This is a genomic window from Bacillus sp. KH172YL63, from assembly GCF_011398925.1.
Classification (GTDB): Bacteria; Bacillota; Bacilli; order Bacillales; family Bacillaceae_B; genus Rossellomorea.
In genome coordinates, this window is record NZ_AP022842.1 from 2,642,312 (window position 1) to 2,667,180 (window position 24,869).

A 24,869-nucleotide genomic window follows, 5' to 3' on the forward strand; every position below is an offset into this window, starting at 1 on the left:
AGGGAAATTGCGGTTATACATAAGCGCTTCAATCTAAAACGTCCTTTCAATCGGGCGGCACCTAATTGGTCGGTCCGCTGAATACTATATAAATCATCATAAGCCCGCCAGCGATCATCAATATGTATGCTGTGAAAGCGGTGATAAACCGAAAAAATTTCTGTTTGATCTTATATCTGCTAAAATAGATCGCCAATATGGCAAAAAACATGAATCCCATTGATGCAAACGAAACCCACATCTTCATCATCGAATCCAAACTGCATCCCTCCTGTTAACGAATGTATTATATCATAAGAGTTTTACTTAGGAATAGAAAAGATTGGTTGTTCAAGAATCTGTTAAAAAGGCCGTGCACGTATGCACGGCCTTTTCCCGCCCCGCAAAAAAAGAGCGCCTCATGTATTTTGACATCACTTGGGATGATGTCAAAATACGAGAGGTGCTCTAAATAAGGGAGACCTACCCATCCATAGGCAAAGCTGTATATATTCATCACAGTGTATGCAGGAGGAACATAGTTCGCATCCTCGAATGCCCATATATACAAGAATAATTACTTGTTTTTTCCAAAAAGGAAAGGCAGGACTCCTGCAGGTTCATGGTGATCAGGTTAAACGTTCACCCAGAATATTCACAAGGTCTTCCATTTCGTTCGTTTTGACACGTCCCATTAAATGGTCCACCGCTTCTTTTGCATCTACTTTATTGAATAGGACATCGTACAGGGCATTGGTAATCGGCATATTCACCTCATACTTTTCAGCAAGCTGGTGCCCTGCTTTGGTGGTTCTTACACCTTCTACCACCATCCCCATGTTTTCCAGGACCTCATCAAGATTATGACCCTTTCCAAGCATATTTCCCGCCCTCCAGTTCCTGGAGTGGACGCTCGTACAAGTCACAATCAAATCACCAATCCCGGTTAACCCTGAAAACGTCAATGGATTCGCGCCCATTTTCGTCCCTAGACGGGCGATTTCTGCCAGTCCGCGTGTGATGAGGGCGGCTTTGGCATTATCACCATAACCAAGCCCGTCTGTTATTCCGGCAGCAAGCGCGATGATATTTTTTAAGGCCCCGCCGATCTCCACACCGAGCATATCGGGATTTGTATACACACGGAAATTCATATTCATGAATAAATCCTGGATCTCTTCGGCAGCTTTCATATCCTTCGAAGAGACTGTAACGGTGGTCGGATGTCTCAGGCTGACTTCTTCAGCATGACTTGGCCCGGACAATACCACAACAGTATGCAGATTCTCAGGTTGCATTTCATCTTCGATCAGTTCCGAGATCCTCAACAGTGAATCAGGTTCGATTCCCTTGCTGACATGGACCACAGTCAACGGACCATGCTGAACCTCCTGAATTTGACCGAGAACGCCCCGGATCGCTTTCGTCGGAACAGCGAGGATGATCGTGTCGACACCTTCCAATGATTGACCAAGATCATGAAATCCCTGTATGGTTTCAGGCAGCTGAATCCCTTTTAAGTACTTTTGATTCGTATGCTGCGTGTTGATTTCATCGATTTGTTCTTTCTTGTGTCCCCAGATCCTGACGTCTACGCCGTTATCTGCAAGGACCATGGCAAGCGCCGTCCCCCAGCTTCCTGCACCTATTACCGTTACTTTTTTTGAATTCTTCATTTTTACACCCACCTTATTATTTTCTAGCACGGGCAATAATACGAATAGGAGTTCCTTCAAATCCAAATGCATCACGAATTCTATTTTCAAGGAATCGCTCATAAGAGAAGTGCATCAATTCAGGATCATTTACAAACACAACGAATGTAGGCGGCTTAACGGCCACTTGCGTTGCATAATAGATTCTTAATCTCTTGCCATTATCCGTAGGAGTAGGATTCATGGCAACCGCATCCATGATGACTTCATTCAGGACGCTTGATTGAACGCGCATTGCGTGGTTTTCACTTGCTGTGTTGATGATTGGCAGCAGCGTGTGGATGCGTTTCTTTGTTTTGGCAGATAAAAAGACGATCGGTGCATAATCAAGGAATTGGAAGTGTTCACGAATATTCTTTTCCCATTTATTCATTGTCTTTTCATCTTTATCAACAGCATCCCATTTATTGACGACAATCACAACTGCACGGCCTGCATCATGGGCATACCCAGCGATTTTCTTATCTTGTTCGATGATTCCTTCTTCACCGTCAATGACCGCTAAGACGACATCTGAACGCTCAATCGCTCTGAGGGCACGTAGCACACTGTATTTTTCAGTGGTTTCATACACTTTCCCTCTTTTTCTCATCCCGGCAGTGTCGATGATGACATAGTCCTGTCCATCATACGTATAGGACGAATCGATCGCGTCCCGGGTCGTACCGGCAACATTGCTGACGATTACGCGGTCTTCTCCCAACAACGCGTTGACCAAGGAAGATTTCCCGACATTCGGTCGGCCGATCAGGGAGAATTTGATGACATCTTCCGCATACTCCTCTTCTTCTTCTTGTTTGAAGTTCTTCACCACTTCATCAAGCAGGTCTCCAAGCCCCAAACCGTGTGATCCCGAGATCGGGTACGGCTCGCCGAATCCGAGTGCATAAAAATCGTAAATCATTTCTCGCATTTCCGGATTATCGATTTTGTTGATTCCAAGGACAACCGGTTTTTTGGAACGATATAGGATTTTTGCCACGATTTCATCCGCTGCCGTCACGCCTTCACGACCGTTCGTCAGGAACACGATGACGTCTGCTTCGTCGATGGCGATCTCAGCCTGCTGCCTGATTTGATCCAGGAATGGTTCATTCCCGAGCTCGATTCCACCTGTATCAATAATATTGAATTCATGCGTCAGCCACTCGGCAGAACTATATATACGGTCTCTTGTCACTCCAGGAACATCTTCAACGATTGATATTCTTTCGCCGACTATTCTATTAAAGATCGTGGACTTCCCAACGTTTGGACGTCCTACGATTGCTACCACTGGTTTTGTCACGTTATTCACCCTTTCTGTAAGAAGATATCCTTTTCTTACATTTCCTCATTTTTACCTTTTTCAACCATTTTCATTTCGGACTATGCATAAGAAGGACTGACCCTTAAGGTATTGTTTCCTTATGGGACAGTCCCCTAACTTTAGTATTTTATCAATAAAAAGTTAAACTAGCAATCAATGTTTTACAATGATGAATAGCCCGTCGTCTATTTCGTGGGCGATACCGTCCAGGATCGCCTCCAGGTTTGCGCATATTTTTTGACATTCTTCGTCTGTTTGACAATAGTAAACACTTGTGCCGCCCAGTACCTTTTCTTTAGTAGTCGTGACAGTGGCAAGGATGAATTTTTGGATGGTCGTGCTCATTTCAATTCACTCCCCTCCTTGTTGGCTTTTGATTCTGAGGGCATTCTGATTGCATTTTCAAGGGTTGGAACCTGTCCGAGAATCGCGATTGCCTTTTCGACATCTTTACGTTGCGGAAGGACGAACACCCCGATCCTGCCATCATCCAGATCCCTTTTCGCAAGCGGCGTCAAGGCCGGTGTGCCAGAGTCCTTGAAGATGCCCAGTGAAGTCGACATATCATGTAGAATGGCTTGACGTTGACCGAGGTTGGCAAGTGTTGATCTTGCATCAAAGGACTTTGGTGAAAGAATGAACCCCATCCCATATTTCAGTATTTCTTCCTGCCTGACCTTCAGCCCGATATTCATGATATAAATATTATCTACATATAAGCCTGCCCCTTCAAAATGGGGTTTAACATATTCAATGTTTACGATATCCTTCAACCGGCCGCCGGACATCAATTTATGTGCAAGCAACATGCATAGTCCGCTGATCAACAAAGCGGCATAAATATTAAATATGATATAAGCAATCGTAGCGAGGAGGGATGTGAAGATGACTAGATAATTCCTGCTTTCAAAAGCAACGGCAATCCCCTCGATATAGGTAGCTCCCCTCGGCACCAGCTCATATGCATCTAATTCAGTGAGCGTATTTCTCTCCATATTCCGTACATCCCTGAACTGGGAAGCTGCAACGGTCAAGAAGGTGATGGCCGTAAAGTTTTCTTCCAAGAGTGCCGGGATCGCGATGGTCCCGAGCCCGGCTGCGATGAACCCCAACGCTATGTGAATGATTTTCCCATGCAAATATGTAGGATATTGACGATAATCTGTACGCAACATGAAAATTCTGGTCAGTGTCCCCACCACCACTCCGAAAATCACAGGATAAACATATACATTCATAAGTTTTTCATTTCCCCTTTACTACTCTGTGTCTTGAAGTTCAATAAAAGATTCACCTCTCCGAGTACTTTCAAGGCGATGAGCACGCCGAACGATACGGCGAGCGTATCAAGGTATGCATGGCCCCCAATTGAATAAGTGAAACCAATCTTGATCAACGGAATTCCGAGAAAGAATTCACCGATCAGACTGCCCATCACAATGACGACGGACCGTCTCTTGGCATGATCCGGGTGCCCATAGAAAATGAGAGCCAGGATCACCATTCCGGCAGCCACGATCCACCTTTGTTCAATGGGGATAAGTACAGGATCATAAATGGCGATGAACCCTATCCCCGCATAAAACATCCCGACTGTCAGAACTGCAATCAGCATGTACATTTTTTCATGAACATACAATTTTCTTATGTAATAGAAACAAATAAGAGCAAAAACAATGGCAGGAACTGCAATCTCAAGGGATTCAAACCTGACCCCAAATGGATACACAACAATCAGGAGCAAGCACAGGAAAGATGCCATAAAACGACCAGGGTGCGCTTTATCTAATAAAAATGTCGTATACACCCAAATCCCCCACATCAGCCATAAAAACAATATCCCACTCAACTGGTGACCCTCCTTCCTTATTATCTACATTATGGAAAATCTTTATGTATCTCATTCATGTATGAATCAACTTTTCTAAGAAAAAATATGGATGGGAGGTGTGGACCGATGGGCAAAGATCGCCAAGAGAAGAAATTAAAACAAAGTAAAAGAGTGGAATCAGACCGAGATCAAGGCTTGCATTTTAACGGGGCAACAAGTCTTGAAGCGAAAAAAGGTACGACAAAATAAAAGGCTGTTCGTAAACATTGTGGCTTTTAAAAAAGTCAGATGCGGTTGATTTCCGCTCCAGATGCTCGCTTTCCGCGGGGCTGGCGGTGAGCCTCCTCGGACTTCGTCCTGCGGGTCTCACCTGTCCAGCGGTTCCCGCAGGAGTCGAGCATCTTCCGCTCCAATCAACCATCGAAGATAAAAACCGGAAATTCAATGAATTAACTGCTTATTCATTTTTTGAAGAGTAGTGATTTACGTCAATGAAGCACATTGCCCTTGATTCATTGCTATGGGAATTTTTTCATCCCATAGTCTCTAATTTCCGAAGGTGCTCACATGTTCGTCTAATAATAGAAACAATCAATGCGAAAAGAGCCAAATAAAAAGAGAGCGGGCTTCCAATTATGGAAACCCGCTCTCTTTTTTATTCATTCTTTTCTTTTACTGTATTGATCAGGATACATACCTCTGACCTTAAGCCAGTGGTACACCCCGCCTGACAGGATGAGTGGTACATACTGGAGGTCCTCGATCCTTGAACAGCCGAGCGCACACATCAGGAACCTGATGTCCCCATGAATGCTGTTCACTTCCTGGATTGTCTCTTCAAGACCTTTTTCTACCAGGTTCCTAAGAATTACCCCCGCCATTCCTGCAGCAGATGCCCCCAGACTTAAAGACTTTACAATGTCCAGGCTGTTTTGAATACCGCCTGAAGCGAGCACCGGTTTCGTGGAGGCTGTTCGGCATTCTGCAATGGATACCGCCGTCGGAATTCCCCACCCGTCAAAAAAGTCCAACATCCGGTCTCTGCGTTTATTTTCAATTTTGGAGAAATTCGTTCCTCCAAAGCCGCCTACATCAATGGCTGAAATTGAAGTATCCTCCAAATCGGCTGCAGTTTCCCGGCTGATTCCGAAGCCTGTTTCTTTCACAATGACAGGAACAGATAGGTCCTCTGCTATCAGGCCGATCCTTTCAATCGCACCCTTGAAATCCCGATCTCCCTCTGGCATCGTCAGTTCCTGTATGACATTCAGATGGATCTGTAAAGCATCGGCTTCAAGCATCTCCACAGCATCTCGTGCTTGTTGAACGGTGGCCTCGCTCCCTAAGTTGCCGAGTATGACTCCGTCAGGGTTACATCTCCGCATGATTTGATACGTTTCCCGTTCAGCAGCTTCTTTCAAAGCCGACATCTGAGATCCTGACGCAATGGCCATTCCGGTTTCACGTGCAAGGATCGACAGCTCTTCATTGATCTTTAAAGTGGAATCTCCACCGCCACCTGTCATAGCGTTGATAAAAATTGGCGAACTTAAGGTAAGTTCGCCAATTCTCGTGGATAGATGAACATCATCTACCGCTATATTCGGTAAGCTTTGGTGGACAAAAGCCACTTCATCAAATCCAGTTAGCCGCTGCTGACCTGTTGATAAAGCATAATTAATATGATCTTGCTTTCTTTGAGCTCTTGTCACAATTCATCACCATTACTTCAGATCTTTTAGTTTGTCTCCAATCATTTCTCCCAATTGGAATCCGGTGCTTTCTTCCGGCATTTCATAATCCGTGATTTCTTCTTGTTTTTCTTCAAGTGCCTTGATGCTTAGAGATAATCGTTGTTCATTCTCATTCACATCGAGCACCTTTACCTTGACGTCCTGATTTTCTTTCAGGACTTCGTGAGGCGTACCGATATGCTGGTGAGAAATTTGAGAGATATGAACAAGTCCTTCTACACCAGGCAACACTTCAACAAAGGCCCCATAAGATACTAAGCGTTTGACAACACCTTCGAGCACAGCGCCTTTTGGTGCTTTCTCAGAAATTTCACTCCATGGTCCAGGAAGTGTTTCTTTAATGGATAACGAGATGCGTTCATTATCACGATCAACACTTAACACCTTCACCTGAACTTTTTGACCTTCTGTCACAACGTCAGACGGTTTCTCCACATGCTCATGGGACAATTGAGAGATATGGACAAGCCCGTCAACTCCGCCGATATCAACGAACGCCCCGAAATCGGTAATGCGCTGAACAGTCCCTTCCAGGACAGCTCCCGTCTCAATATCAGTCAGAAGCTGTTTCTTCTGCTGTTGTTTTTCAGCTTCTACCACTGCACGATGGGATAAGATCAGACGGTTCTTCTCCTGATCAAGCTCTACAATCTTGAATGTTAATGTTTTATCCTTATAGTCAGAGAAATCCTCGACATAATAATCCTCAACCAATGAAGCCGGCACAAATCCCCTTACGCCAAGATCCACTACAAGACCGCCTTTTACAACGTCTTTGACCTCAGCTTCAAATACGTCACCGTTTTCGAAGCGGGATTTCATTTCTTCCCAGGCTTTTTCAGCATCCACTTTACGCTTTGAAAGCACAAGCAGTTCTTCTTCCACTTTCGTCACGATTAACTCCAGTACATCCCCTTCACTGACTACATCAGAAGCTTTTTCGATATGAAGGCTTGAGAGTTCACTAATTGGAATGATGCCATCCACTTTGCTATCTTGAACGTCAACTAAGACTTGCTTTTCTTCAACCTTAGTGACAGTCCCTTTAACTTTTTCACCAATTTCAAGGTTTTTCACTTCAATTCCATTCATGTCTTCCATTATGTACTCCTCCTTAATCCATGACTGCAAAGATTTTGATAATTGCAACACTTCGCAATTTAAAATATTCTTTCTACTAACTTCTAATAAATACACCTTTTTGTCAAGCGGAAAACCTTATCTTATTCATGTGCATGTATGAGGTCTTCAATACACTCCATGATGATTTCAGTCGTTTTCTCCGCATTGAGTTTGTCTTGTCGGATACTTTCCATAGGAATCGGCGGGCCAAATACAACCTTTAATTTTCTGAAGGGTTTATAAGGTCCGATGATCGCACACGGTACGACCTTTGCATCGGAACGGAGTGCGAAAAAGCCTGCACCGGCTAACCCCTTGCCAATTTTTCCTGTTTTACTTCTAGTACCCTCTGGAAACAAACCTAAAACATCTCCCTCTTTCAGAACCTTAAGTCCTTTTCTGAGGGCTTCCCTGTCACTCATTCCCCGCTTGACAGGGAATGCACGCAGATCAGGCAGCAGCTTGCCGAGGACCGGCACGCGGAAAAGTTCTTCTTTTGCCATGAAAGAGACAGGCCTCGGTGCAGAAATCCCGACAACCGGGGGATCCAGATTATCAATATGGTTGGCACAAAGCAGAACGCCGCCTTCTTTCGGGAAATGCTCGGTCCCCTGAACCTCTATCCGGTATAGAGGGGACAGTATCGATTTAACCAGACCTCTCGCAAAGGTATATAAGTTCACTTTAACCTTTCCTTTCTACTAACAGCATGATTTGTTCCACCACTTCCGGGATTGACAGGGAAGTGGTATCGATTTCGGTCGCATCCTCCGCTTTTTTCAGCGGTGCAACTTCTCTTTCCGAGTCAATTTTGTCCCGGAGCGCGATTTCCTCTTTCAACTTTTCCAAGTCACTCGGGAATCCCTTTGAAAGGTTTTCATCATGTCTGCGCTGGGCTCTTTCATCTACGCTCGCAAGCAGGAATACCTTCACCTCGGCATCAGGGATGACGTGCGTTCCGATGTCCCTTCCGTCCATTACGACAGCCCCTTCTTTCGCGAGCTGCTGCTGTCTGTTGACCATTTCTTCCCTTACTTCTGAATGCACGGCAACATGGGACACAGAATTCGTCACGGCTGCTTGTCTGATTGCATCCGTTACGTCATTGCCATCCAGGAATACAAGCTGGCCCTCTTCAGACGGTTCCAGCTCGATTGTCGTTTGAGATAATAGATCCTTTAATGCACTTTCATCATGCAGATCTACATTTTCATTCAAAGCTTTATACGTTAAAGAGCGGTACATCGCCCCGGTATCAATATAAAGATAAGATAATTTTCCTGCTACGATTTTCGCCACAGTACTTTTCCCTGCCGCCGCAGGACCATCGATTGCAATTCTTAATTTCTTCAATTCATCCACCTACTAACATTCCTATTAATTTTCTTACCCATTTTAACATAAATCTCCCGATTGGTTTATAGATTCTTTGTTTAGAATCTTCTCTGTATGAGAACAAGCTTATCCAGTGAGCACCCCACGAAAAAGAGCAGGCATCAATCCCCTGCTCTACCTGAAATGGTTTCAACGATTTCACTGTATTCCATTTTCTCCACCCCTTCATAAAAGACGATTTTATGAAGGCTTGGAATCATATCGGTCTCTTGAAAGAGAACCTGGACGACAATCAATAAAATAAAATGAATAATGGCCAGTTTGATCAAAATCCGTTCAATGGTTTTCAAAGACCTCACCCTTTTTCTTTCCTTAGAAAAAGTATGTGCCTTTTAAAGGGTTTTATTCAAGCTGACCCTTTTTTCTTAAATCCAATTGTCTTTCAAAGCAGTATCTTAAGATGAGCTGCCGCTGATTTTCCGTTAAATGGACGAATTCTATGCTCGCAGCCTTGTAAGGATCTTTTTCAAATACTCTTATGACCTTTCCTTTGATCTGTACATACTGACATTCACCTGTTTGCATCGGAAGAACGATGACAGTCGTGATTTCTTTACCATCCTGCAGCTCCATGCCTTCCCTTACTTTGACCGCACAGCCCCCTGCGCTGAGGTCCTCAGTGATTGTGGGGTGGTATGCCCCATTGATCTGCAGCGATATATTCGTGTGGGCTTCAACCCGGACGAATTGCCTTCTTTGGATCTTGATCAGCCCTTCCTCCCCAGGGTAATGGAGATGGATCATCGGGATCTTGGCTAGTTTACGGCCCACAACTTCGGTTTCGAACATCATCACAGTATGCTCGTTTATGACAAAGCTTGCTTTTAGCTGGGTTCCATCTATGAGAAAAATGGCTTTTTCCGTTTTGGTGTTGATCGGATAATCAATGTATATCCCCTCCGTGCCCATTTCAACGACCCGGCATCTGTATTTTTCGAAAGTATCATTATGTAAAGGTTCCAACTGTAATACGGTGCCTGTTTTTATCATAGTCCTAAACTCCCACTTCCCATTTTATGTATCTTTATTATGTCATGACAATCGTCACCTTTCCACCTCTTTTTTATAAACGCTGTTTGATAGAAAATGTAGTGGAACGCAGTTGTTTTCCTTTAAAGATTTTCCCCCAGAAAGCATGGAAATCAATTGGCGTTCAGCAGCCGAAATGAAGCATGCTGTTAACAAAAAAATCCTATCGACCCTCGATTTTCAATCAGAAAATCACAGGGTCGTTCGGATTTTTTCTCATTCCAAGCTTAAAGCTATGCCAATATACCCGCGAAGATAATCATAAATTGTTTAGGGGCTTGCAGACTTCTCACCTATACTACCTCTTCATATATCGGCTCTGCATTTTTCAGTTTTTCTACTTTTTCTTCTTCAGCTGTTTGTGCATTGATAAAGATTCTGTAGGTATCTTTTCCAAGCTTGCCTAAAAATTCGTAGCAGAGGACTTCTTCATTCAAATCGTTCACGATCACCGCTTTTCGCTCTTCCATGATCTTCAGATTAGGATTGGCGGTCTCTCGTGCCTCTGCCTTCGTGATTGCAGGCTTCTTCAATTCTCTTATGTGATTATTCGTCAAGTATTCTTCAGCGGCGAAGCCGACTATCTGCCCATTATCCAATGCCACTTTTATTTTGACTGAGTCCGGATAAATCCTCACTCCGTCCAATACGGTCACATAGGTAAAGATTCCGATCTTGTCATATTGGGCACTTTCATATAACTCAAGGTTTTTAAAATTATTTTCCTTTAAAAATGCAGTCGCTTTTTCCGCCGCCTGATTCAAGCTGATTTTCACATTCTTAATTTCACGGTTGTTGATATACCAGATCGGATATCCTCCTTTTTGAGTGACATCCATGCTTGCTTCTGTATTTCCGTTTCCAATCGAGACGCTGTAAAATTTATAATCTGAACCCTTTCCGCTTTTGGATACTTTCGCGTCCTTCGATTTTGATATTCCGGAATACTTACGGAGGATCTGCACTGCCTCTTCTTTTGAGATTTGTTCGCCTTTCAACTTTTTAAAATTTTGATTCTTTCTTTCGCTGTTCACGGATGTTGTTGTACCGAAACTCGCTTCATCATAACCAGTCACGTTTTTCTCCACGGTCTTGAAGCCGTCGATAATCGTATTATCTGCCTGCTCATCTCCTGACGCCAAGGCAAGTTCAACATCCATCCAGCGTAGATTGTTCTCTATGACGAGGTGTTGAACCTTACGTAATTGATTCTGAATGTCGGCACTTTGTTTATACAAATGTTCAAGTGATTGATATTCTTTTTCTGTCAGCGGGTTTTTATCAAGGTCCCTTACAGCCACCCGGTAGCTGAAATCTCCGATATTGCTCAGGAATTCTTCCGTTTTGTTAAAAGGGAGCAGGGTCAGTGGGAGCTGACCTACATCGCTATGAGCCTGTGAAGTCAGTCTCCATACATCTGCAAGAGCAGGGGATAATGATTTCCTCGAATTCATCGCAAGTGTGGCACCGATTTTGTCATGTAGAAGATCCATTTGATAGGTTAACTCATGGAATGCCCTTTGATAGTTATTCTCGGCATTGATCAAAATGGCATTCTTCTCCTGATGCTCCTGGTATCCCCAGAAGGCAGTACCGGCAACGCCGAGGACGAGTACGGTAATTAGTATGATTCGCAGCAATTTCATCCACCTCTTTAACTACAGAATATGTGCTTTCCGATTTTTTTGATTTGCGGCCGTGACCAGATCCATTTGCTTGTTGCAGTTGCTGGATTGAAGTAGTACAGTGCACTTGAAGAAGGATCCCAGCCGTTGATTGCGTCGAGGACAGCTTCTTTCGCCCTGTCATTCGGCGTCAGCCAGATTTGTCCGTCGGCAACAGCCGTAAATGCACCGGGCTCGAAGATGACGCCAGCGGCTGTATTCGGAAAGGACGAACTGTCAACACGGTTAAGGATGACAGCAGCCACCGCCACCTGTCCTTCATACGGTTCACCCCTTGCTTCCCCATATACGGCATTCGCCATCAATTGGATATCATTCTGGGAGAACCCATTTGGTGTATTTACCGCCGTAGGTTTTGAAGGCGTCGCTTTCTCACTGCTATCTGAAGCGGATTTTCCGCTATCAGGTGTACTTTGTTTGCTCATATCGGTACCGCCATAGTGGCTGAATTTATTTCCTTTTTCTATCTGCTCTTTTACAAACTGTTTATTGTACTTCGAGGCCTTTACTAATTTATCTTTTGTTTCCTTTCCGGCGAGTCCGTCGATCGGAAGCCCGAACTCATATTGGAAGTTTCTGAGGGCCCAGTATGTTCCCCACCCAAACACCCCATCAATTGCGCCATTATAGTAACCGATATATTGAAGCCTGGACTGAAGCTCAATGACATCTTCTCCTGTAGCCCCATGTTGAATGACTTGATTTGTGAATGCGTCCGCCCTTTTACCCTCAGTGGAAATCATCAAGAGTGAACAGAGAAGCACCATGACGACAGATGTTGAAACCACTTTGAAACGATTATTCATCATGCATTAACCTCCATATATTCAATTATCATTAACTCTAGTTTTTGTAGAGGTTCCCATTTTATACAAATCTCCTCACAAAAAGCATTTTCGCAAAAGCTGGCGACCAACAGCCCAATAACAGCCGGGTTGAAAAAAACAAAAAAAGACGCTCCCATAAGGAACGTCTTTAAATAATTTCATTTTCCAATTCAGTTTTATACTTGTTTTCTGTCAGTCTGTTGGCACTCTTCACTTTCTTCAGTCCCAGCCACCACAGGAAAAGCATGAACGGTACCATATAATAAACCCAGTTCGTTTCCGCTAAGAAGATATAATTGTACGTTCCGTGCAATATAAAAGGAATCGTCATGGCAAGGAACAGCCATTTTCTTCTTTCTTCCTTTGAAGAGAATTTGGCCTTCCCCAAATAATACCCCATAATGACACCGAACAGGGCATGACTGGATACAGGAAGCAAAGCCCTTCCGAAAGCGTGCTCCACTCCGTTGGCGATCAAGTAAAGGATATTCTCTACTGTCGCAAATCCCAATGAAACACTTGCCCCGTAAATGATGCCATCATAAGGGTCATTAAAATCAACATGCTGAAATATCGCAAACATTAATATAAACCACTTAAAAAATTCTTCCAGGAAACCTGAGGAGATAAAAGCTGTGGACCAATTGGAGCCGATGATTCCTTCGACTTCCAAGACATATTGTAAAAACATGATCGGAAAAGTAATGAGGGCCCCGTACATAAACGTTTTGAACACCAATGCAACAGGTTCCGCCTCGTATTGATCACGTAAATAAAAGTAACTTAACAATGCTAATCCTGGTGCTATACCCGCTGATAAAATCACCAGCATAAAAAAGTCCTCTTTTCTTTCGGTTTTCTTAATCGTATCATGTTAAAGTAGGATTGGAAACAGGAATTTACATGGTTGGAGGAATGAACGATGAAGAAAGATATATTGGTCATACATACTGGGGGAACCATTTCGATGATGGAAGATGCACAGACAGGCGCTGTGACACCAGGGAAGGAAAACCCTCTCTCTGTTCAAACATCCATCGTCTCAAACTTGGCAAATCTGATGGTTAAAGAAGCCTTTCATCTGCCATCGCCCCACATCACCCCTCAACATATGCAGCAGATTAAAGATATAATCGAAGTGACCTACAAGGAAAAGGCATTTGACGGTGTTGTCATCACACACGGAACGGATACGCTGGAAGAAACAGCTTATTTCCTGGATTTAACCGTCTCCCTCCCTGTCTCGATCGTCGTGACGGGCGCCATGCGATCAAGTAATGAAATCGGCGCAGACGGGTTATATAATCTGATTTCGTCCATCCGGGTCGCTGCAGATGAAAAATCCAAGGGTAAAGGCGTATTGGTTGTCTTGAATGACGAAATCCATTCAGCCAAAAACGTCACAAAGACTCATACAAGCAATGTGTCGACTTTCCAGAGTCCACAGTACGGGCCGATTGGGATCGTGACAAAAAGGGGCGTCCTCTTCCATCACCAGCCGACCTCGTCTGAATTCTATCAAGTATGCGATATTTCAAAAAGAGTGACATTGATTAAAGCATACGCCGGCATGGATTCTGGATTATTGAAAGTCATCAAGGATCTTCAATACGACGGTGTCGTCATCGAAGCGTTAGGGCAGGGGAATCTTCCGCCAGACACAGTCAGCGGCATCAATGGACTCATTGAAGCGAATATTCCTGTTGTACTCGTTTCCCGATGCTTCAACGGGATCGTCCAGGATATATACGGCTACTCCGGTGGAGGAAAACAGCTGAAAGAAAAAGGGGTCATTTTCTCAAACGGATTGAATGGGCAGAAGGCCAGAATCAAACTAATGGTTGCACTTGCCCAGACTTCGGATATCGGAGAATTGGAATCAATTTTCAAAAACTAGAATACATGAAAAAAGAGGCTCACATCAGAGCCTCTTTTTTCATTAAACATTCAGGAGAGTGGAGCAAAACTATGCTCTCCTACTCAAATAAAAGATATTTTATTACATATTATCTATTGTCGCGATTCTCTCCAGTGGGTTTCACGTGCACCCTTGACCTGACCTCAGTCAATTACCCATTCATCTTGTTCACGATGGAATCGGCGATCAAGCCTCCGTGCAATCGGCCGTTTTCAATGAATATTTCATTGGCATTGTTACCTGCAGCTATGACACCTGCAATATAAACACCTTCTACATTCGTTTCCATCGTCTCAGGATGAAATGCTGGCCGTCCGGTTTCTTCATCGATGTTGATCCCCATCTTGGTCAGGAAGCTGTGATCAGGATGATAACCCGTCATGGCAAACACAAAATCATTTTTGATTTCCTGCTTCTTCCCGTCTACATTGTAGATGACGGAATCTGCTTTTATTTCTTCTACACATGCATTGAATTCCATCTTCACTTCACCGTTTCTGACAAGTACGTCAAAGTTAGGAAGAATCCACGGTTTTACACTTTTTGAGTATTCACTTCCACGATAGATGACGGTTACCCTTGCCCCGGCTTTATTCAACTCGAGGGCAGCATCCACTGCGGAATTCTTCCCGCCGATTACGACGACATCCGTATCAAAAAACGGATGGGCTTCCTTGAAATAATGGAATACCTTTTCCGAATTCTCACCTGGAATATTCAAGTAATTCGGATGATCGTAATAGCCGGTTGCGATGACGACCGTTTTGCTTTTGTATGTGTCCTTTGAAGTGGATACAGTGAAGCACCCTTCCTCTTTGCTGACTTGCAGCACCGTTTCGAAACGGTTGATCCTCAGGTCCTTCCTTTTGGCCACTTCCCGGTAATAAACAAGCGCCTGATTCCTTCTTGGCTTATGTTCTTCAATAACAAAAGGCACATCCCCTATTTCAAGCTTCTCACTTGATGAAAAAAAGGTTTGATGGGTAGGGTAGTGATAGATGGCATTCACAATATTCCCTTTCTCAATGATCAAAGGATTGATGCCTTTTTCTTTTAAGCTGATAGCCGCAGACAATCCGCACGGCCCGCCGCCTACAATGATGCATTCTTCTTGTTTCAATTTCAGCCACTCCTTCAATTCCTGTATCTGAATGGTGGTTATGTCCGTTAACTTCAGATGAATAAACTTTCTCTACCCAATCATTATGGAATAAGATCGCCGTCAGGTCAAAAGGAAGCACTCGGACCGTAGCTTTTCATTCCGTATGATGGCACAAAATGGACGACTTCATTTCAGGAAAACATGCAATATTGTCTTGGACCAACCCATGCACTTTCCATACTCCCATGCTTTCATATATCAAAAAAACCGAACGCATTCGATTCTCTTCAAGGAATCTTGAGTGCGTTCGGTTGATCATTTATTTTACAAATGGAAATCCAGTCGGCTAAATCCAGCCGCGGAACCTGCAGGCTTCTGCCATTTTTCTTACTCCGACCATATAGGCGGCAAGTCTCATGTCGACTTTCCTCGTTTGCGAGGTTTCGTACACATTATTAAACGAGCTGACAAGAATCTTTTCAAGCTTTTCTTCCACTTCTTCTTCCGACCAGTAATAACCCTGATTATTCTGGACCCACTCGAAGTATGAAACGGTTACGCCCCCTGAGGATGCCAACACGTCGGGTACGAGTAAAATGCCCCTTTCAGTCAGAATCTTCGTCGCATCAAGCGTGGTAGGACCGTTAGCCGCCTCTACAACGATGCTCGCCCTGATCCGGTGGGCATTCTTTTCTGTGATCTGATTCTCGATTGCAGCCGGTACAAGAATATCGCAATCAAGCTCTAACAGCTCTTCATTTGTGATTGTATTGTTAAACAATTTCGTCACTGTTCCGAAACTGTCCCGGCGATCCAGCAAATAGTCGATATCGAGGCCGTCTTCATCATGAAGGCCTCCATATGCATCAGAAATCCCGATGACTTTCGCTCCTGCATCATGCATGAATTTCGCGAGGAAACTTCCGGCATTTCCGAATCCCTGCACCACGACACGAGCCCCTTCAAGCTTGATTCCCTTCTTCTTAGCCGCTTCATAGATACAGATCGTCACGCCTTTTGCAGTCGCCGTTTCCCGCCCATGGGATCCCCCGAGGACCAAAGGCTTTCCGGTAATGAATCCCGGCGAGTTATATTCATCGATCCTGCTGTATTCATCCATCATCCATGCCATGATCTGTGAGTTTGTAAATACATCAGGTGCAGGTATATCCTTAGATGGTCCAACGATTTGGCTGATGGCACGGACATATCCCCGGCTTAAACGTTCAAGCTCACGAAATGACATGTCACGGGGGTCGCATATGATCCCGCCCTTTCCGCCTCCATACGGAAGGTCAACAATCCCGCATTTCAAACTCATCCAGATTGAAAGCGCCTTCACTTCTGTTTCCGAAACATTCGGATGAAAGCGAATGCCGCCTTTTGTCGGTCCGACCGCATCATTATGCTGAGCACGGTAACCCGTGAATACTTTCACTTTCCCATCATCCATCCGGACCGGAATCTTCACTGTCAACATCCGGACCGGTTCTTTTAACAATTCAAAAACTTCTTCAGAATACCCCAATTTATCTAGTGCAAGTTGAATAACCGTTTGTGTAGACTTCAGAACATCATGCTTATCAGATGCTTGATGTGTTTCTTTCCCCTTTTCGGCTACCATGTATGTAAACCTCCCAGTATTCTTCACTGATTTCAGGAACCCAGTCCCATTCATGACATAGTATACACGTTTGATTTCTTCTTGCAAAGAAGGAAATCGCAAAAACAAACAAATAATTGAAAGCGCTGTCATTAAAGAAAAGCGGAAGGGGCTTGCCCTGGGGCGACAAGCATAAGGCGAGTCACCATAAAAGGCGTTCTTTGCCTTTTTTGGTGACTTGGCGACCTCGAACAAGCCCCTGGAGCTGGACATCGCGAAAAGCGTAGGCGGCTTGGGCACGCCCGACAAGCATAAGGCGAATCAACCGGAAAGGCGCTCTTTGCCTTTTTGGTTGATTCGACCTATGACCTCGAGGGACTAGCCGCCGGAGCTGGACAATCCGAAAAACGGAGGGGGCTTGCCCAGAGGCGACAAGCATAAGACGAACAGGCCGGAAAAGCGTTCTTTGCCTTTTTGGACTGTTTGGCTTATGACCTCGAGCCTCTAGCCCCCGCAGCTGGACATCGCGAAAAGCGTAGGCGGCTTGGGCAGGCCCGACAAGCATAAGGCGAATCAACCGGAAAGGCGCTCTTGGCCTTTTTGGTTGATTCGACCTATGACCTCGAGGGACTAGCCGCCGGAGCTGGACAATCCGAAAAGCGGAGGGGGCTTGCCCAGAGGCGACAAGCATAAGACGAACAGGCCGGAAAAGCGTTCTTTGCCTTTTTGGACTGTTTGGCTTATGACCTCGAGCACCAAGGACCCGCAGCTGGACATCGCGAAAAGCGGAAGGGCCCTCCACACAAGTTAAACGAACAAGGCTCCTGCGCCTGCTTCCACATACCTAAAAAAGAAAAAGCACCCTTTGACAAATCCAAAAGATGCATCCTTCCTAACTTTATGTTATCAAGGGGGAGAAGGATGAAACAGTATACGGTTTTATCGCCGATACTTAGAAATAAAACAATATTTTTTCTATGCTGTCCTTCAGCAAGACAATCCTCCCGTACTCCAACAGGATGTGCTTCGTGATATTGGATTGTTGGCCGTAATCGGTACAGATTGCTTCGAGGATGAAGCTGTCCCCTTCCAGCAGATTTTCGATAAGTACATAATAATGGTTCTCAAAATGGATGATGCTCAATTGAGTGAGGGAATTGCTTACTTTATCCGTGTCATCCAGTCGCTTCAGGAGGCTAATCAAATCCTCAACATCATCAAGATAGACCAGAATATCATGATCACTCTCAAAGTTCATCAGTTCCATCCCGTCTTCCCAATCAGAAAAATCATCTTCTGACTCTAAAGTGAGGATCATGCATATTTCATAATCATCGAAGGATTCAATCTCTACGGTGATTTCCATTTGTGCTTCGATTCCGAACTTCCCCTGGACTTCATCTAACATGTCTTCAAAAAGATCATGCCACATGTAGGAATCTTTCCATTGATCCTGCTCAAACAAACCCTTCTGCTCTAATTCCTCCACACTGATGGAGAATTTAATTTTATTCTCCGAAATTCTTTCGAGCTTCATCTTCGTACCCCCTAGAGTGTGACGATTTATAGTCATACTATGTAAGGGGTAAAAAACAGTGCATCATACAGTTATAATTTACTTTTCAGCCATTGCTCCCACTCATCTTTGGTTTGTCCCACGATATGTTCGCCGAACTTTTCTTTTAATTTGTTCGGAAGATGGTCGACCGCAAACCCGCCGATGCCGATGTTAAGATTCTCCCTTTCTTCTTTTAATGAAGAAACAAGGTTCAGAAGATGATCTGTGTTTTCCATGAGGGTGCATGAGAAAAAGAGAAACTTCGGATCCACTTCATCAAGGACTACATCTATATCATTTTCCTTAATGCTTGATCCGAGATAAATGACTTCAAAGCCTTTTCTTCTTACATACAGGGTAAAGATCAGCAGTCCCAGCTCATGCCATTCACCTGGGCCGCAAACTGCGACGACTTTAGGTAGTATGCCATTATGGGGAAATGAATGCATGATGATCCCGATCCTCGATCTGAGTATGGAGGTTGCGAAATGCTCATGTGCCGTCGTTATTTCCCCGTTTTCCCACAAGTCCCCGATTCTCACGAGCAGGCTACCAAGAATGTCGATGACGACTTTATCTATCGTATAAACTGCAAACGACTGGTTGATGATTTCGTGGGCTTTAGTTTCGTCAAAACGCAAGAGGGCCTTTAGTAAATCATCTGATATGGATTGTGTACGGTCCTTTTGTTGAGACGAGTTGATTTCACTGTCCTCTAGATCCTGCTTGTCCAGTAGTGCGACTGCCTGACTGATCGTGAATCCCTGATCTACTTTCTCAACCAGCCACTTCAAGATATTCAAATGCTGCTCGGTGTACAATCGATGTCCCGATTCATTCCTGACTGGCGCGATGATCTGGTATCTTCTTTCCCAAGCCCTCAAAGTGCCGGGCTGTATCCCCAGTATGGTAGAGACAGCCTTTATATTATACTTGCCTTCTAATTTCTTTTCGTGACTCATTGTTCGTCCCCCAAGTGTTTCTCATGTCACTAAGATTATAATCGAGAAACCGCTTTGTGTAAAATATGTATAGGTTATGAACAAGACATGTTCATAACCCCTGCCCATTTCTAATCGTCAGGAGATGGGTTTCAGCTGGAGCCCCAAGTCTCAGTGGGATGGCAGTCGTGCCGTAACCGTTGCTTACTAATAGGGTGGTCTGGGGTAGAATTTCAAGTCTTCCTTTTTTATACATCCCCCAACCAAACAGTCGAATCTGTCCCCCATGTGTATGCCCGCTGAGCATAAGATCGATTCCATCTTCTTTTTGTACTTGTTTTACCAGCCTCGGATCATGACTGATCAACAGATTGAATTTTCCGGGATCTGTTTCCCCGATTGCCTGTTGATAATCCGCTCGTTGAGTGCTGGCATCATCCACCCCGATCAGGTTGATTACCCCATTCCCAACGGGCACTTTCAATGATCCATTGACGATTTCTTTTATTCCCTTTTTTTTGAAGATTTGTCTCAATTTGCTCGTGTCGGTTTCATAATCGTTATTTCCCCACACGAAATACACGGGACCGATAGTCATAAGACGCTCCAGATTCTCTTCAACTTTCGAAAACGGCACCCCTCTTTCAAGGAGGTCACCGCCTATGATGACCAAATCGGTCTTTCCTTTCACTTCTTTGATGACATCTTCTGAAATCTCCCGCTTATGTATATCTGAGATGAAAAACAGGGACAGCGGTGACATTTCCGGGGGAAAGCCCCCGAGAATCAACTCTTCCTTCTTAACCGTATTTCGACGTGCTTCATATATCATGATAAGAAGGAGAATGACTCCTCCTGCTAGTAATGAAATAATACTGAATTCAAGCATCATGGCCTCCTTGACGGCGGAAATCTAAAGAAATGATACCATAAAAAAACGCTAAGCAGGAAAAAATCATCGTTTGCCACAGTCCGAGGGTGCATAGTATAGAAATCACGATGATATGGATGGGGACGAGCCATAGTTCTTTATGTATTTTACCCCTCATCAGTCGGAGAATAGAAGAACATTCAATTTTGACCACATTCCCCTGAACCATCAATCCGCCCATGAAGGCAAGAGAAGCGGCAAAGAATTGAATCGGATTTAATACCAATTCGACGATGAATTCAGGTTCATTCACTTGTTCTTCCGCCGGAAACCAGGTGATGAACAGATACCCTAACAGCAGCGTAAATAATAATTTCCAAACATGATTGAACAAAAAAATCCCTCCCATAAATCTTATGAGAAGGATCAGTTTTCATACAGGATTTCATTCAATTATTCATCTTCATGAATATCCAGGATGCGGAATCCGGATTTCTCCAATTTATTAAGGAACTTATCCATATTGTCCTTTTTTTCCACTTTGAGGACAATGCGTCTCAGCAATTTATCTGTTTCATCAAACGTTACAAGCGAGATGACTGATTCGGAATACTGTTGGATGATATCCCCGAGACGGGCGATGCGCCCTTCGGTTTCTACAGAAGAAAACGCAATCCGCACTCCTTTTTGATCCATTCCGAATGCGCTTCTAAACTGGTCAAGCACATCAAATCGGGTGATGAGCCCAAGAAACTCATTTTGTTCCCCGACGACAGGCAGGATTGGTGAATCCTGCAATTCAATGAGTGCATTTTCAAATACATCTTTTTCCGTAATGAACTTATCTGTGTCGGCCAGTATGTCCCTCGCTTTCTTCTCTTTTAGGAATGCATCTTTCTCCATCCCGGAATGGAAGAAGCTTTGATAAATATTATAACGGGTCGCTACACCTCTAAATTGATCATTCGAGAGGATGGGCACGCCATCAATTTTATGATGTTCAAGAACGTTTAGGGTTTTTTCGATTGAATCATTCTCATCGACCACATAGCATTTGTGTTTGGGTATCATGGCATTTTTTACAAACATTTGACCACCTCATCATTAATATCATTCACATATATATTCAACATTTACACTGCATTTCCCTCTAATAATATGAATATATTTAGTTTGCATGTTCCCATTCTTCCATTCATATGTTGTTACGAAGGATTTTGTATCTGAAGGGTTGAGTGATGCACCTGCTCTATTAACCATGTATGTATGCCTTTAACAAAGGAGGGATTTCTTTGACTGAGTTCTATAAGGATTATTACCCGTACGTGAGCCCATTCGATCCTTGTAAGCCGATTACCCGGAAGGTTTATTCAACTCCCCCGAACCTTTATTTGGGCTTCCAGCCGCCAAACCTGGAGCAATATTCACCGAAGGAGGCATTACAAAAAGGAACACTGTGGAAAGTGTTTTACGACCCGTATTACAGTCCATACGAAAAAATGAAGGGAGACTAAACGGCCATGAAACAACTCCCCCCACATTATTATGAAGTGTTGGAAGAACTGCAGGCGGTGGATTTCGTCATAGTCGATCTCACCCTCTATCTGGATACCCATCCTGAAGACTATGAAGCAATCTCCCAATACAATATGTACATCAAGACTCGAAAGCAAATCAAAAAGAAATTCGAAAAGGAATTCGGGCCATTGACCCACTATGGGTATAGCTACTCCAACTATCCCTGGGACTGGAAGGATGCCCCTTGGCCATGGCAAGTATAAGCATGAAGGAGGTATAAAAATATGTGGGTGTACGAGAAGAAGCTGCAATATCCCGTCAGAGTGAGTACATGCAACCCGAAATTAGCGAAATTCCTTATTGAACAATACGGCGGTGCCGACGGAGAGCTTGCCGCAGCGCTCCGATACCTCAATCAACGATATTCGATTCCTGATAAAGTAATCGGGCTGCTAACGGATATTGGTACAGAAGAATTTGCTCATCTTGAAATGATCGCAACGATGGTTTATAAGTTAATCAAAGACGCCACTCCACAGCAGATGAAAGATGCAGGACTTGACCCCCATTATGTGAACCATGATGGCGCGATCTTCTATCAAAATGCAGCAGGTGTACCTTTTACCACTGCCTATATTGCAGCTAAAGGGGATCCGATTGCAGACCTTTACGAAGACATCGCTGCCGAAGAAAAAGCCAGGGCAACGTATCAGTGGATCATTAATATGAGCGATGACCCTGACCTGAATGATGGTTTACGCTTTTTAAGAGAACGTGAGATCATCCATTCCCAGCGGTTCCGGGAAGCAGTTGAAATCCTGAAGGAAGAGAGAGACAGAAAAGTATTCTTCTAAATCATCCTGCATATTCAGGCACATCGGCCAAAAGGTCCCACAATCTTGTCGGGCCCTGCTGCCATGGGCCTTTATTTGCTTTCATACATTATTTCGATACATGAAAAAGATTGATGTCCCATTCTTTTTTCAACATCTCGAATACCTGATGCCTTTTTTTCCACGCATCTTCTTTCCACAGATCCTTGCTTCGGTCGATGACCTCACATCTTAACGCATGAAATTCCTTCTCTTTTTTTTCTTTCTTTTCATACAGAATCTTTGTCATCCCGAATAGTCCAACAAGTCCCAGCATCAGCAATAGATGCAGAGAATTGGACACAAATGCAGAAAACATCGCTGCAAAGGAATAAGAATAGGGTTCGAGAACTTGCTTCATGAGATAATATAGAAGAAAGAATGATGAAAAAATCGTTCCCCATAAAGAATAAAGATGATTGGCTTTCGCCTTTTCAAATGATTGTTTCTTCTCTATCAGATTATGTAGCATTTGTCCCGTCGCTTGATCCGTCCATTCTCCGAAATCCTGTATCTTCATCCCCACCGCCTCCTTTCTTCCCTATATTGTATGGACTTGTCCATGATGATAGACTAGCAAACATAAAAAAAGGACCTGGAAAGATCCTTTTTAGGAATTGCCTCATATGACCTGATTCTCGAAATCCCAGTATGGAATTAGCCAAGCATTTGTTTTTGTTTATAGACATGGCTGACTTCCGAGAATTCTTCGACGAGCTGGTCAAAGATCTGCTCCCATGACTGTTGCCTGGCCATTTGAAGGGACTTCATTCGCAGATAGCCGATTCTGTCTTCCCTGAGCACTTCTGTGATATGCTGAATGAATGACTCGGCACGATGCGCTTTCGCTATCATCCCTGTCTGATTATGTTCAACGATCGTTGTCACTCCACCTTTATCGGCCACCACCGCCGGCAAGCCTGATGCAAAAGCCTCTAATATAACATTTCCAAACGTCTCAGATGCAGAAGGAAACACAAACAAGTCTGAGGATGCATACACCTCTGCCAACCCCTCACCTGTGAGATATCCCGTAAAGATGACACCTTCCCCTTTTGTTTTGTCCATCAGTTCCTGTTTCATTGGACCATCCCCAACGATGACCCACTGAACTTGATTCTTCATGTTTTCAGGAAGGTTTTTGATAGTTTTTTCAAGTGTTTCTAAATCTTTTTCAGGAGCGAGGCGCCCGACATAAAGGAGGATGTATTTCTTCATAATTTTCCATTTCTCTCTGAAGGCAGGACTTCTTTTCACAGGGGAAAACACTTCACAATCGACTCCCCTCCCCCAAATGGACAAATCAGTGAACCCTTGGTTGATTAGATGCTGCTTCGTTTCTTCTGATGGGACAAAAATACGGTCTGCCTGGGAATAAAACCATTTTATATATTTCGATAACAAAGGAGATACCCACATCATTTTATAATAGTTCAAATACATATCGAAATGAGTATGATACGAGGCGACGAGGGGAAGATTCATCTTCTTCGCTGCCCGGATACCGAACAGGCCCATCGAGAGCGGGGTTGTAACATGGATAAGCGTCGGGGAAAAATCATTCAGCTGTTTTACAATCGTCTTGGGATTGGCAACGGCCGTCCGGCATTCTGGATACAGAAAAAAAGGGAAGCTGGTAAATGAATGCACATTCGGGTAGGATTCTTTTTTATCCTGAAGATCCGGGACAAACACTTTGTATGGGATCCTCCGTTTTTCATAATGGTCTGTTAACCTTTTCAACGTTCTGGCCACTCCATTCACCTGCGGGTGGTACGTATCAGAAAAAAGCGCTACTCTCACCATCATCTCCCCCTTCTAAGCTTGCTTTCGTGCGTTT

Annotated in this window: 29 protein-coding genes; 5 read left to right on the plus strand and 24 right to left on the minus strand. The window is 44.0% G+C overall.

The features are described 5' to 3' along the window. Nucleotides 1-61: 61 nt before the first annotated feature. The 6 genes from KH172YL63_RS13505 to KH172YL63_RS13530 all read right to left on the minus strand — a co-directional run bounded on the left by KH172YL63_RS13505 (nucleotide 62) and on the right by KH172YL63_RS13530 (nucleotide 4,852). Nucleotides 62-250, minus strand: a complete 189-nt coding sequence (locus KH172YL63_RS13505) for a DUF2768 domain-containing protein (protein WP_173108177.1) — start codon at nucleotides 248-250, stop codon at nucleotides 62-64. A gap of 358 nt (nucleotides 251-608) precedes the next feature. Then, nucleotides 609-1,655 carry an NAD(P)H-dependent glycerol-3-phosphate dehydrogenase gene (locus tag KH172YL63_RS13510; RefSeq protein WP_173106594.1) on the minus strand — a complete coding sequence of 349 codons (1,047 nt, stop codon included), beginning with the start codon at nucleotides 1,653-1,655 and terminating at the stop codon, nucleotides 609-611. A 16-nt stretch (nucleotides 1,656-1,671) separates the two neighbouring features. Then, nucleotides 1,672-2,982 (minus strand): ribosome biogenesis GTPase Der, encoded by a 1,311-nt coding sequence (gene der / locus KH172YL63_RS13515; RefSeq protein ID WP_173106595.1) that lies wholly within the window; start codon nucleotides 2,980-2,982, stop codon nucleotides 1,672-1,674. A gap of 174 nt (nucleotides 2,983-3,156) precedes the next feature. Beyond that, entirely contained in the window at nucleotides 3,157-3,348 is a 192-nt protein-coding gene (locus KH172YL63_RS13520) for a capping complex subunit for YIEGIA (protein ID WP_173106596.1), read from the minus strand. Continuing rightward, the gene (locus KH172YL63_RS13525; protein ID WP_173106597.1) at nucleotides 3,345-4,241 is read right to left on the minus strand and encodes a YIEGIA family protein; all 897 of its coding nucleotides are present in this window, start codon (nucleotides 4,239-4,241) and stop codon (nucleotides 3,345-3,347) included. The genes KH172YL63_RS13520 and KH172YL63_RS13525 overlap by 4 nt, the downstream gene beginning before the upstream one ends. Further along, on the minus strand, nucleotides 4,238-4,852 hold the full coding sequence (locus KH172YL63_RS13530) for a YphA family membrane protein (RefSeq protein ID WP_173106598.1): 615 nt from the start codon (nucleotides 4,850-4,852) through the stop codon (nucleotides 4,238-4,240). Before KH172YL63_RS13530 ends, KH172YL63_RS13525 begins: the two co-directional genes overlap by 4 nt. Before the next feature lie 108 nt (nucleotides 4,853-4,960). Here KH172YL63_RS13530 and KH172YL63_RS13535 point away from each other — a divergent pair, with 108 nt between their 5' ends. Further along, nucleotides 4,961-5,083: a YpzI family protein gene (locus KH172YL63_RS13535; protein WP_173106599.1), complete on the plus strand. Its 123-nt coding sequence runs from the start codon at nucleotides 4,961-4,963 to the stop codon at nucleotides 5,081-5,083. A 410-nt stretch (nucleotides 5,084-5,493) separates the two neighbouring features. Here the strand turns inward: KH172YL63_RS13535 and fni are convergent, their stop codons facing one another. From fni to prsW, 9 genes are all read right to left on the minus strand, one after another. Next, nucleotides 5,494-6,546: a type 2 isopentenyl-diphosphate Delta-isomerase gene (gene fni, locus KH172YL63_RS13540; RefSeq protein ID WP_173106600.1), complete on the minus strand. Its 1,053-nt coding sequence runs from the start codon at nucleotides 6,544-6,546 to the stop codon at nucleotides 5,494-5,496. A 12-nt stretch (nucleotides 6,547-6,558) separates the two neighbouring features. Next, nucleotides 6,559-7,692 (minus strand): 30S ribosomal protein S1, encoded by a 1,134-nt coding sequence (gene rpsA, locus KH172YL63_RS13545; protein ID WP_173108178.1) that lies wholly within the window; start codon nucleotides 7,690-7,692, stop codon nucleotides 6,559-6,561. Nucleotides 7,693-7,811: 119 nt separating this feature from the next. Next, nucleotides 7,812-8,393, minus strand: a complete 582-nt coding sequence (locus KH172YL63_RS13550) for a lysophospholipid acyltransferase family protein (RefSeq protein ID WP_173106601.1) — start codon at nucleotides 8,391-8,393, stop codon at nucleotides 7,812-7,814. Nucleotide 8,394: 1 nt separating this feature from the next. Beyond that, nucleotides 8,395-9,063, minus strand: coding sequence for a (d)CMP kinase (gene cmk / locus KH172YL63_RS13555; protein WP_442858733.1), 669 nt, complete (start codon nucleotides 9,061-9,063; stop codon nucleotides 8,395-8,397). 143 nt (nucleotides 9,064-9,206) lie between these two features. Beyond that, nucleotides 9,207-9,395 (minus strand): YpfB family protein, encoded by a 189-nt coding sequence (locus KH172YL63_RS13560; RefSeq protein WP_173106603.1) that lies wholly within the window; start codon nucleotides 9,393-9,395, stop codon nucleotides 9,207-9,209. Between the two features lie 52 nt (nucleotides 9,396-9,447). Beyond that, complete coding sequence (locus KH172YL63_RS13565) at nucleotides 9,448-10,095, minus strand: flagellar brake protein (RefSeq protein WP_173106604.1); 648 nt, start codon at nucleotides 10,093-10,095, stop codon at nucleotides 9,448-9,450. A 332-nt stretch (nucleotides 10,096-10,427) separates the two neighbouring features. Beyond that, entirely contained in the window at nucleotides 10,428-11,774 is a 1,347-nt protein-coding gene (ypeB, locus tag KH172YL63_RS13570; RefSeq protein WP_173106605.1) for a germination protein YpeB, read from the minus strand. A gap of 14 nt (nucleotides 11,775-11,788) precedes the next feature. Next, a complete protein-coding gene (gene sleB / locus KH172YL63_RS13575; protein WP_232066199.1) occupies nucleotides 11,789-12,586 on the minus strand; it encodes a spore cortex-lytic enzyme in 798 nt (265 codons plus the stop codon). Between the two features lie 208 nt (nucleotides 12,587-12,794). Further along, nucleotides 12,795-13,478 carry a glutamic-type intramembrane protease PrsW gene (gene prsW, locus KH172YL63_RS13580; RefSeq protein WP_173106606.1) on the minus strand — a complete coding sequence of 228 codons (684 nt, stop codon included), beginning with the start codon at nucleotides 13,476-13,478 and terminating at the stop codon, nucleotides 12,795-12,797. A 90-nt stretch (nucleotides 13,479-13,568) separates the two neighbouring features. On the opposite strand from prsW, the gene KH172YL63_RS13585 reads away from it, so the two are divergent. After that, nucleotides 13,569-14,543 carry an asparaginase gene (locus KH172YL63_RS13585; protein WP_173106607.1) on the plus strand — a complete coding sequence of 325 codons (975 nt, stop codon included), beginning with the start codon at nucleotides 13,569-13,571 and terminating at the stop codon, nucleotides 14,541-14,543. A 172-nt stretch (nucleotides 14,544-14,715) separates the two neighbouring features. On the opposite strand, the gene KH172YL63_RS13590 is transcribed toward KH172YL63_RS13585, so the two are convergent. The 7 genes from KH172YL63_RS13590 to KH172YL63_RS13620 all read right to left on the minus strand — a co-directional run bounded on the left by KH172YL63_RS13590 (nucleotide 14,716) and on the right by KH172YL63_RS13620 (nucleotide 21,728). After that, nucleotides 14,716-15,684 (minus strand): YpdA family putative bacillithiol disulfide reductase, encoded by a 969-nt coding sequence (locus tag KH172YL63_RS13590; RefSeq protein ID WP_173106608.1) that lies wholly within the window; start codon nucleotides 15,682-15,684, stop codon nucleotides 14,716-14,718. Nucleotides 15,685-16,012: 328 nt separating this feature from the next. Continuing rightward, on the minus strand, nucleotides 16,013-17,290 hold the full coding sequence (locus KH172YL63_RS13595) for a Glu/Leu/Phe/Val family dehydrogenase (protein WP_173106609.1): 1,278 nt from the start codon (nucleotides 17,288-17,290) through the stop codon (nucleotides 16,013-16,015). A 931-nt stretch (nucleotides 17,291-18,221) separates the two neighbouring features. Continuing rightward, entirely contained in the window at nucleotides 18,222-18,806 is a 585-nt protein-coding gene (locus KH172YL63_RS13600) for an adaptor protein MecA (protein ID WP_173106610.1), read from the minus strand. Nucleotides 18,807-18,877: 71 nt separating this feature from the next. After that, nucleotides 18,878-19,789: a MerR family transcriptional regulator gene (locus KH172YL63_RS13605; RefSeq protein WP_173106611.1), complete on the minus strand. Its 912-nt coding sequence runs from the start codon at nucleotides 19,787-19,789 to the stop codon at nucleotides 18,878-18,880. Nucleotides 19,790-19,880: 91 nt separating this feature from the next. Next, nucleotides 19,881-20,657 (minus strand): metallophosphoesterase, encoded by a 777-nt coding sequence (locus KH172YL63_RS13610; protein WP_232066028.1) that lies wholly within the window; start codon nucleotides 20,655-20,657, stop codon nucleotides 19,881-19,883. Then, nucleotides 20,650-21,033 carry a hypothetical protein gene (locus KH172YL63_RS13615; protein WP_173106613.1) on the minus strand — a complete coding sequence of 128 codons (384 nt, stop codon included), beginning with the start codon at nucleotides 21,031-21,033 and terminating at the stop codon, nucleotides 20,650-20,652. The genes KH172YL63_RS13610 and KH172YL63_RS13615 overlap by 8 nt, the downstream gene beginning before the upstream one ends. 59 nt (nucleotides 21,034-21,092) lie before the next feature. Next, nucleotides 21,093-21,728 carry a CBS domain-containing protein gene (locus tag KH172YL63_RS13620; protein ID WP_173106614.1) on the minus strand — a complete coding sequence of 212 codons (636 nt, stop codon included), beginning with the start codon at nucleotides 21,726-21,728 and terminating at the stop codon, nucleotides 21,093-21,095. A gap of 203 nt (nucleotides 21,729-21,931) precedes the next feature. Here KH172YL63_RS13620 and KH172YL63_RS13625 point away from each other — a divergent pair, with 203 nt between their 5' ends. Genes KH172YL63_RS13625 through KH172YL63_RS13635 form a run of 3 tightly spaced genes read left to right on the plus strand, consistent with a single transcriptional unit; the run spans nucleotide 21,932 to nucleotide 23,011 of the window. Next, nucleotides 21,932-22,153 carry a spore coat associated protein CotJA gene (locus tag KH172YL63_RS13625; protein WP_173106615.1) on the plus strand — a complete coding sequence of 74 codons (222 nt, stop codon included), beginning with the start codon at nucleotides 21,932-21,934 and terminating at the stop codon, nucleotides 22,151-22,153. A gap of 6 nt (nucleotides 22,154-22,159) precedes the next feature. After that, nucleotides 22,160-22,420: a spore coat protein CotJB gene (locus KH172YL63_RS13630; RefSeq protein ID WP_173106616.1), complete on the plus strand. Its 261-nt coding sequence runs from the start codon at nucleotides 22,160-22,162 to the stop codon at nucleotides 22,418-22,420. A gap of 21 nt (nucleotides 22,421-22,441) precedes the next feature. After that, entirely contained in the window at nucleotides 22,442-23,011 is a 570-nt protein-coding gene (locus KH172YL63_RS13635) for a manganese catalase family protein (protein ID WP_173106617.1), read from the plus strand. Between the two features lie 88 nt (nucleotides 23,012-23,099). Here the strand turns inward: KH172YL63_RS13635 and KH172YL63_RS13640 are convergent, their stop codons facing one another. Both KH172YL63_RS13640 and KH172YL63_RS13645 read right to left on the minus strand, forming a co-directional pair. Beyond that, nucleotides 23,100-23,549 carry a DUF2663 family protein gene (locus KH172YL63_RS13640; protein ID WP_173106618.1) on the minus strand — a complete coding sequence of 150 codons (450 nt, stop codon included), beginning with the start codon at nucleotides 23,547-23,549 and terminating at the stop codon, nucleotides 23,100-23,102. Nucleotides 23,550-23,686: 137 nt separating this feature from the next. After that, a complete protein-coding gene (locus KH172YL63_RS13645; protein WP_332066850.1) occupies nucleotides 23,687-24,835 on the minus strand; it encodes a glycosyltransferase family 4 protein in 1,149 nt (382 codons plus the stop codon). Nucleotides 24,836-24,869 lie beyond the last annotated feature (34 nt).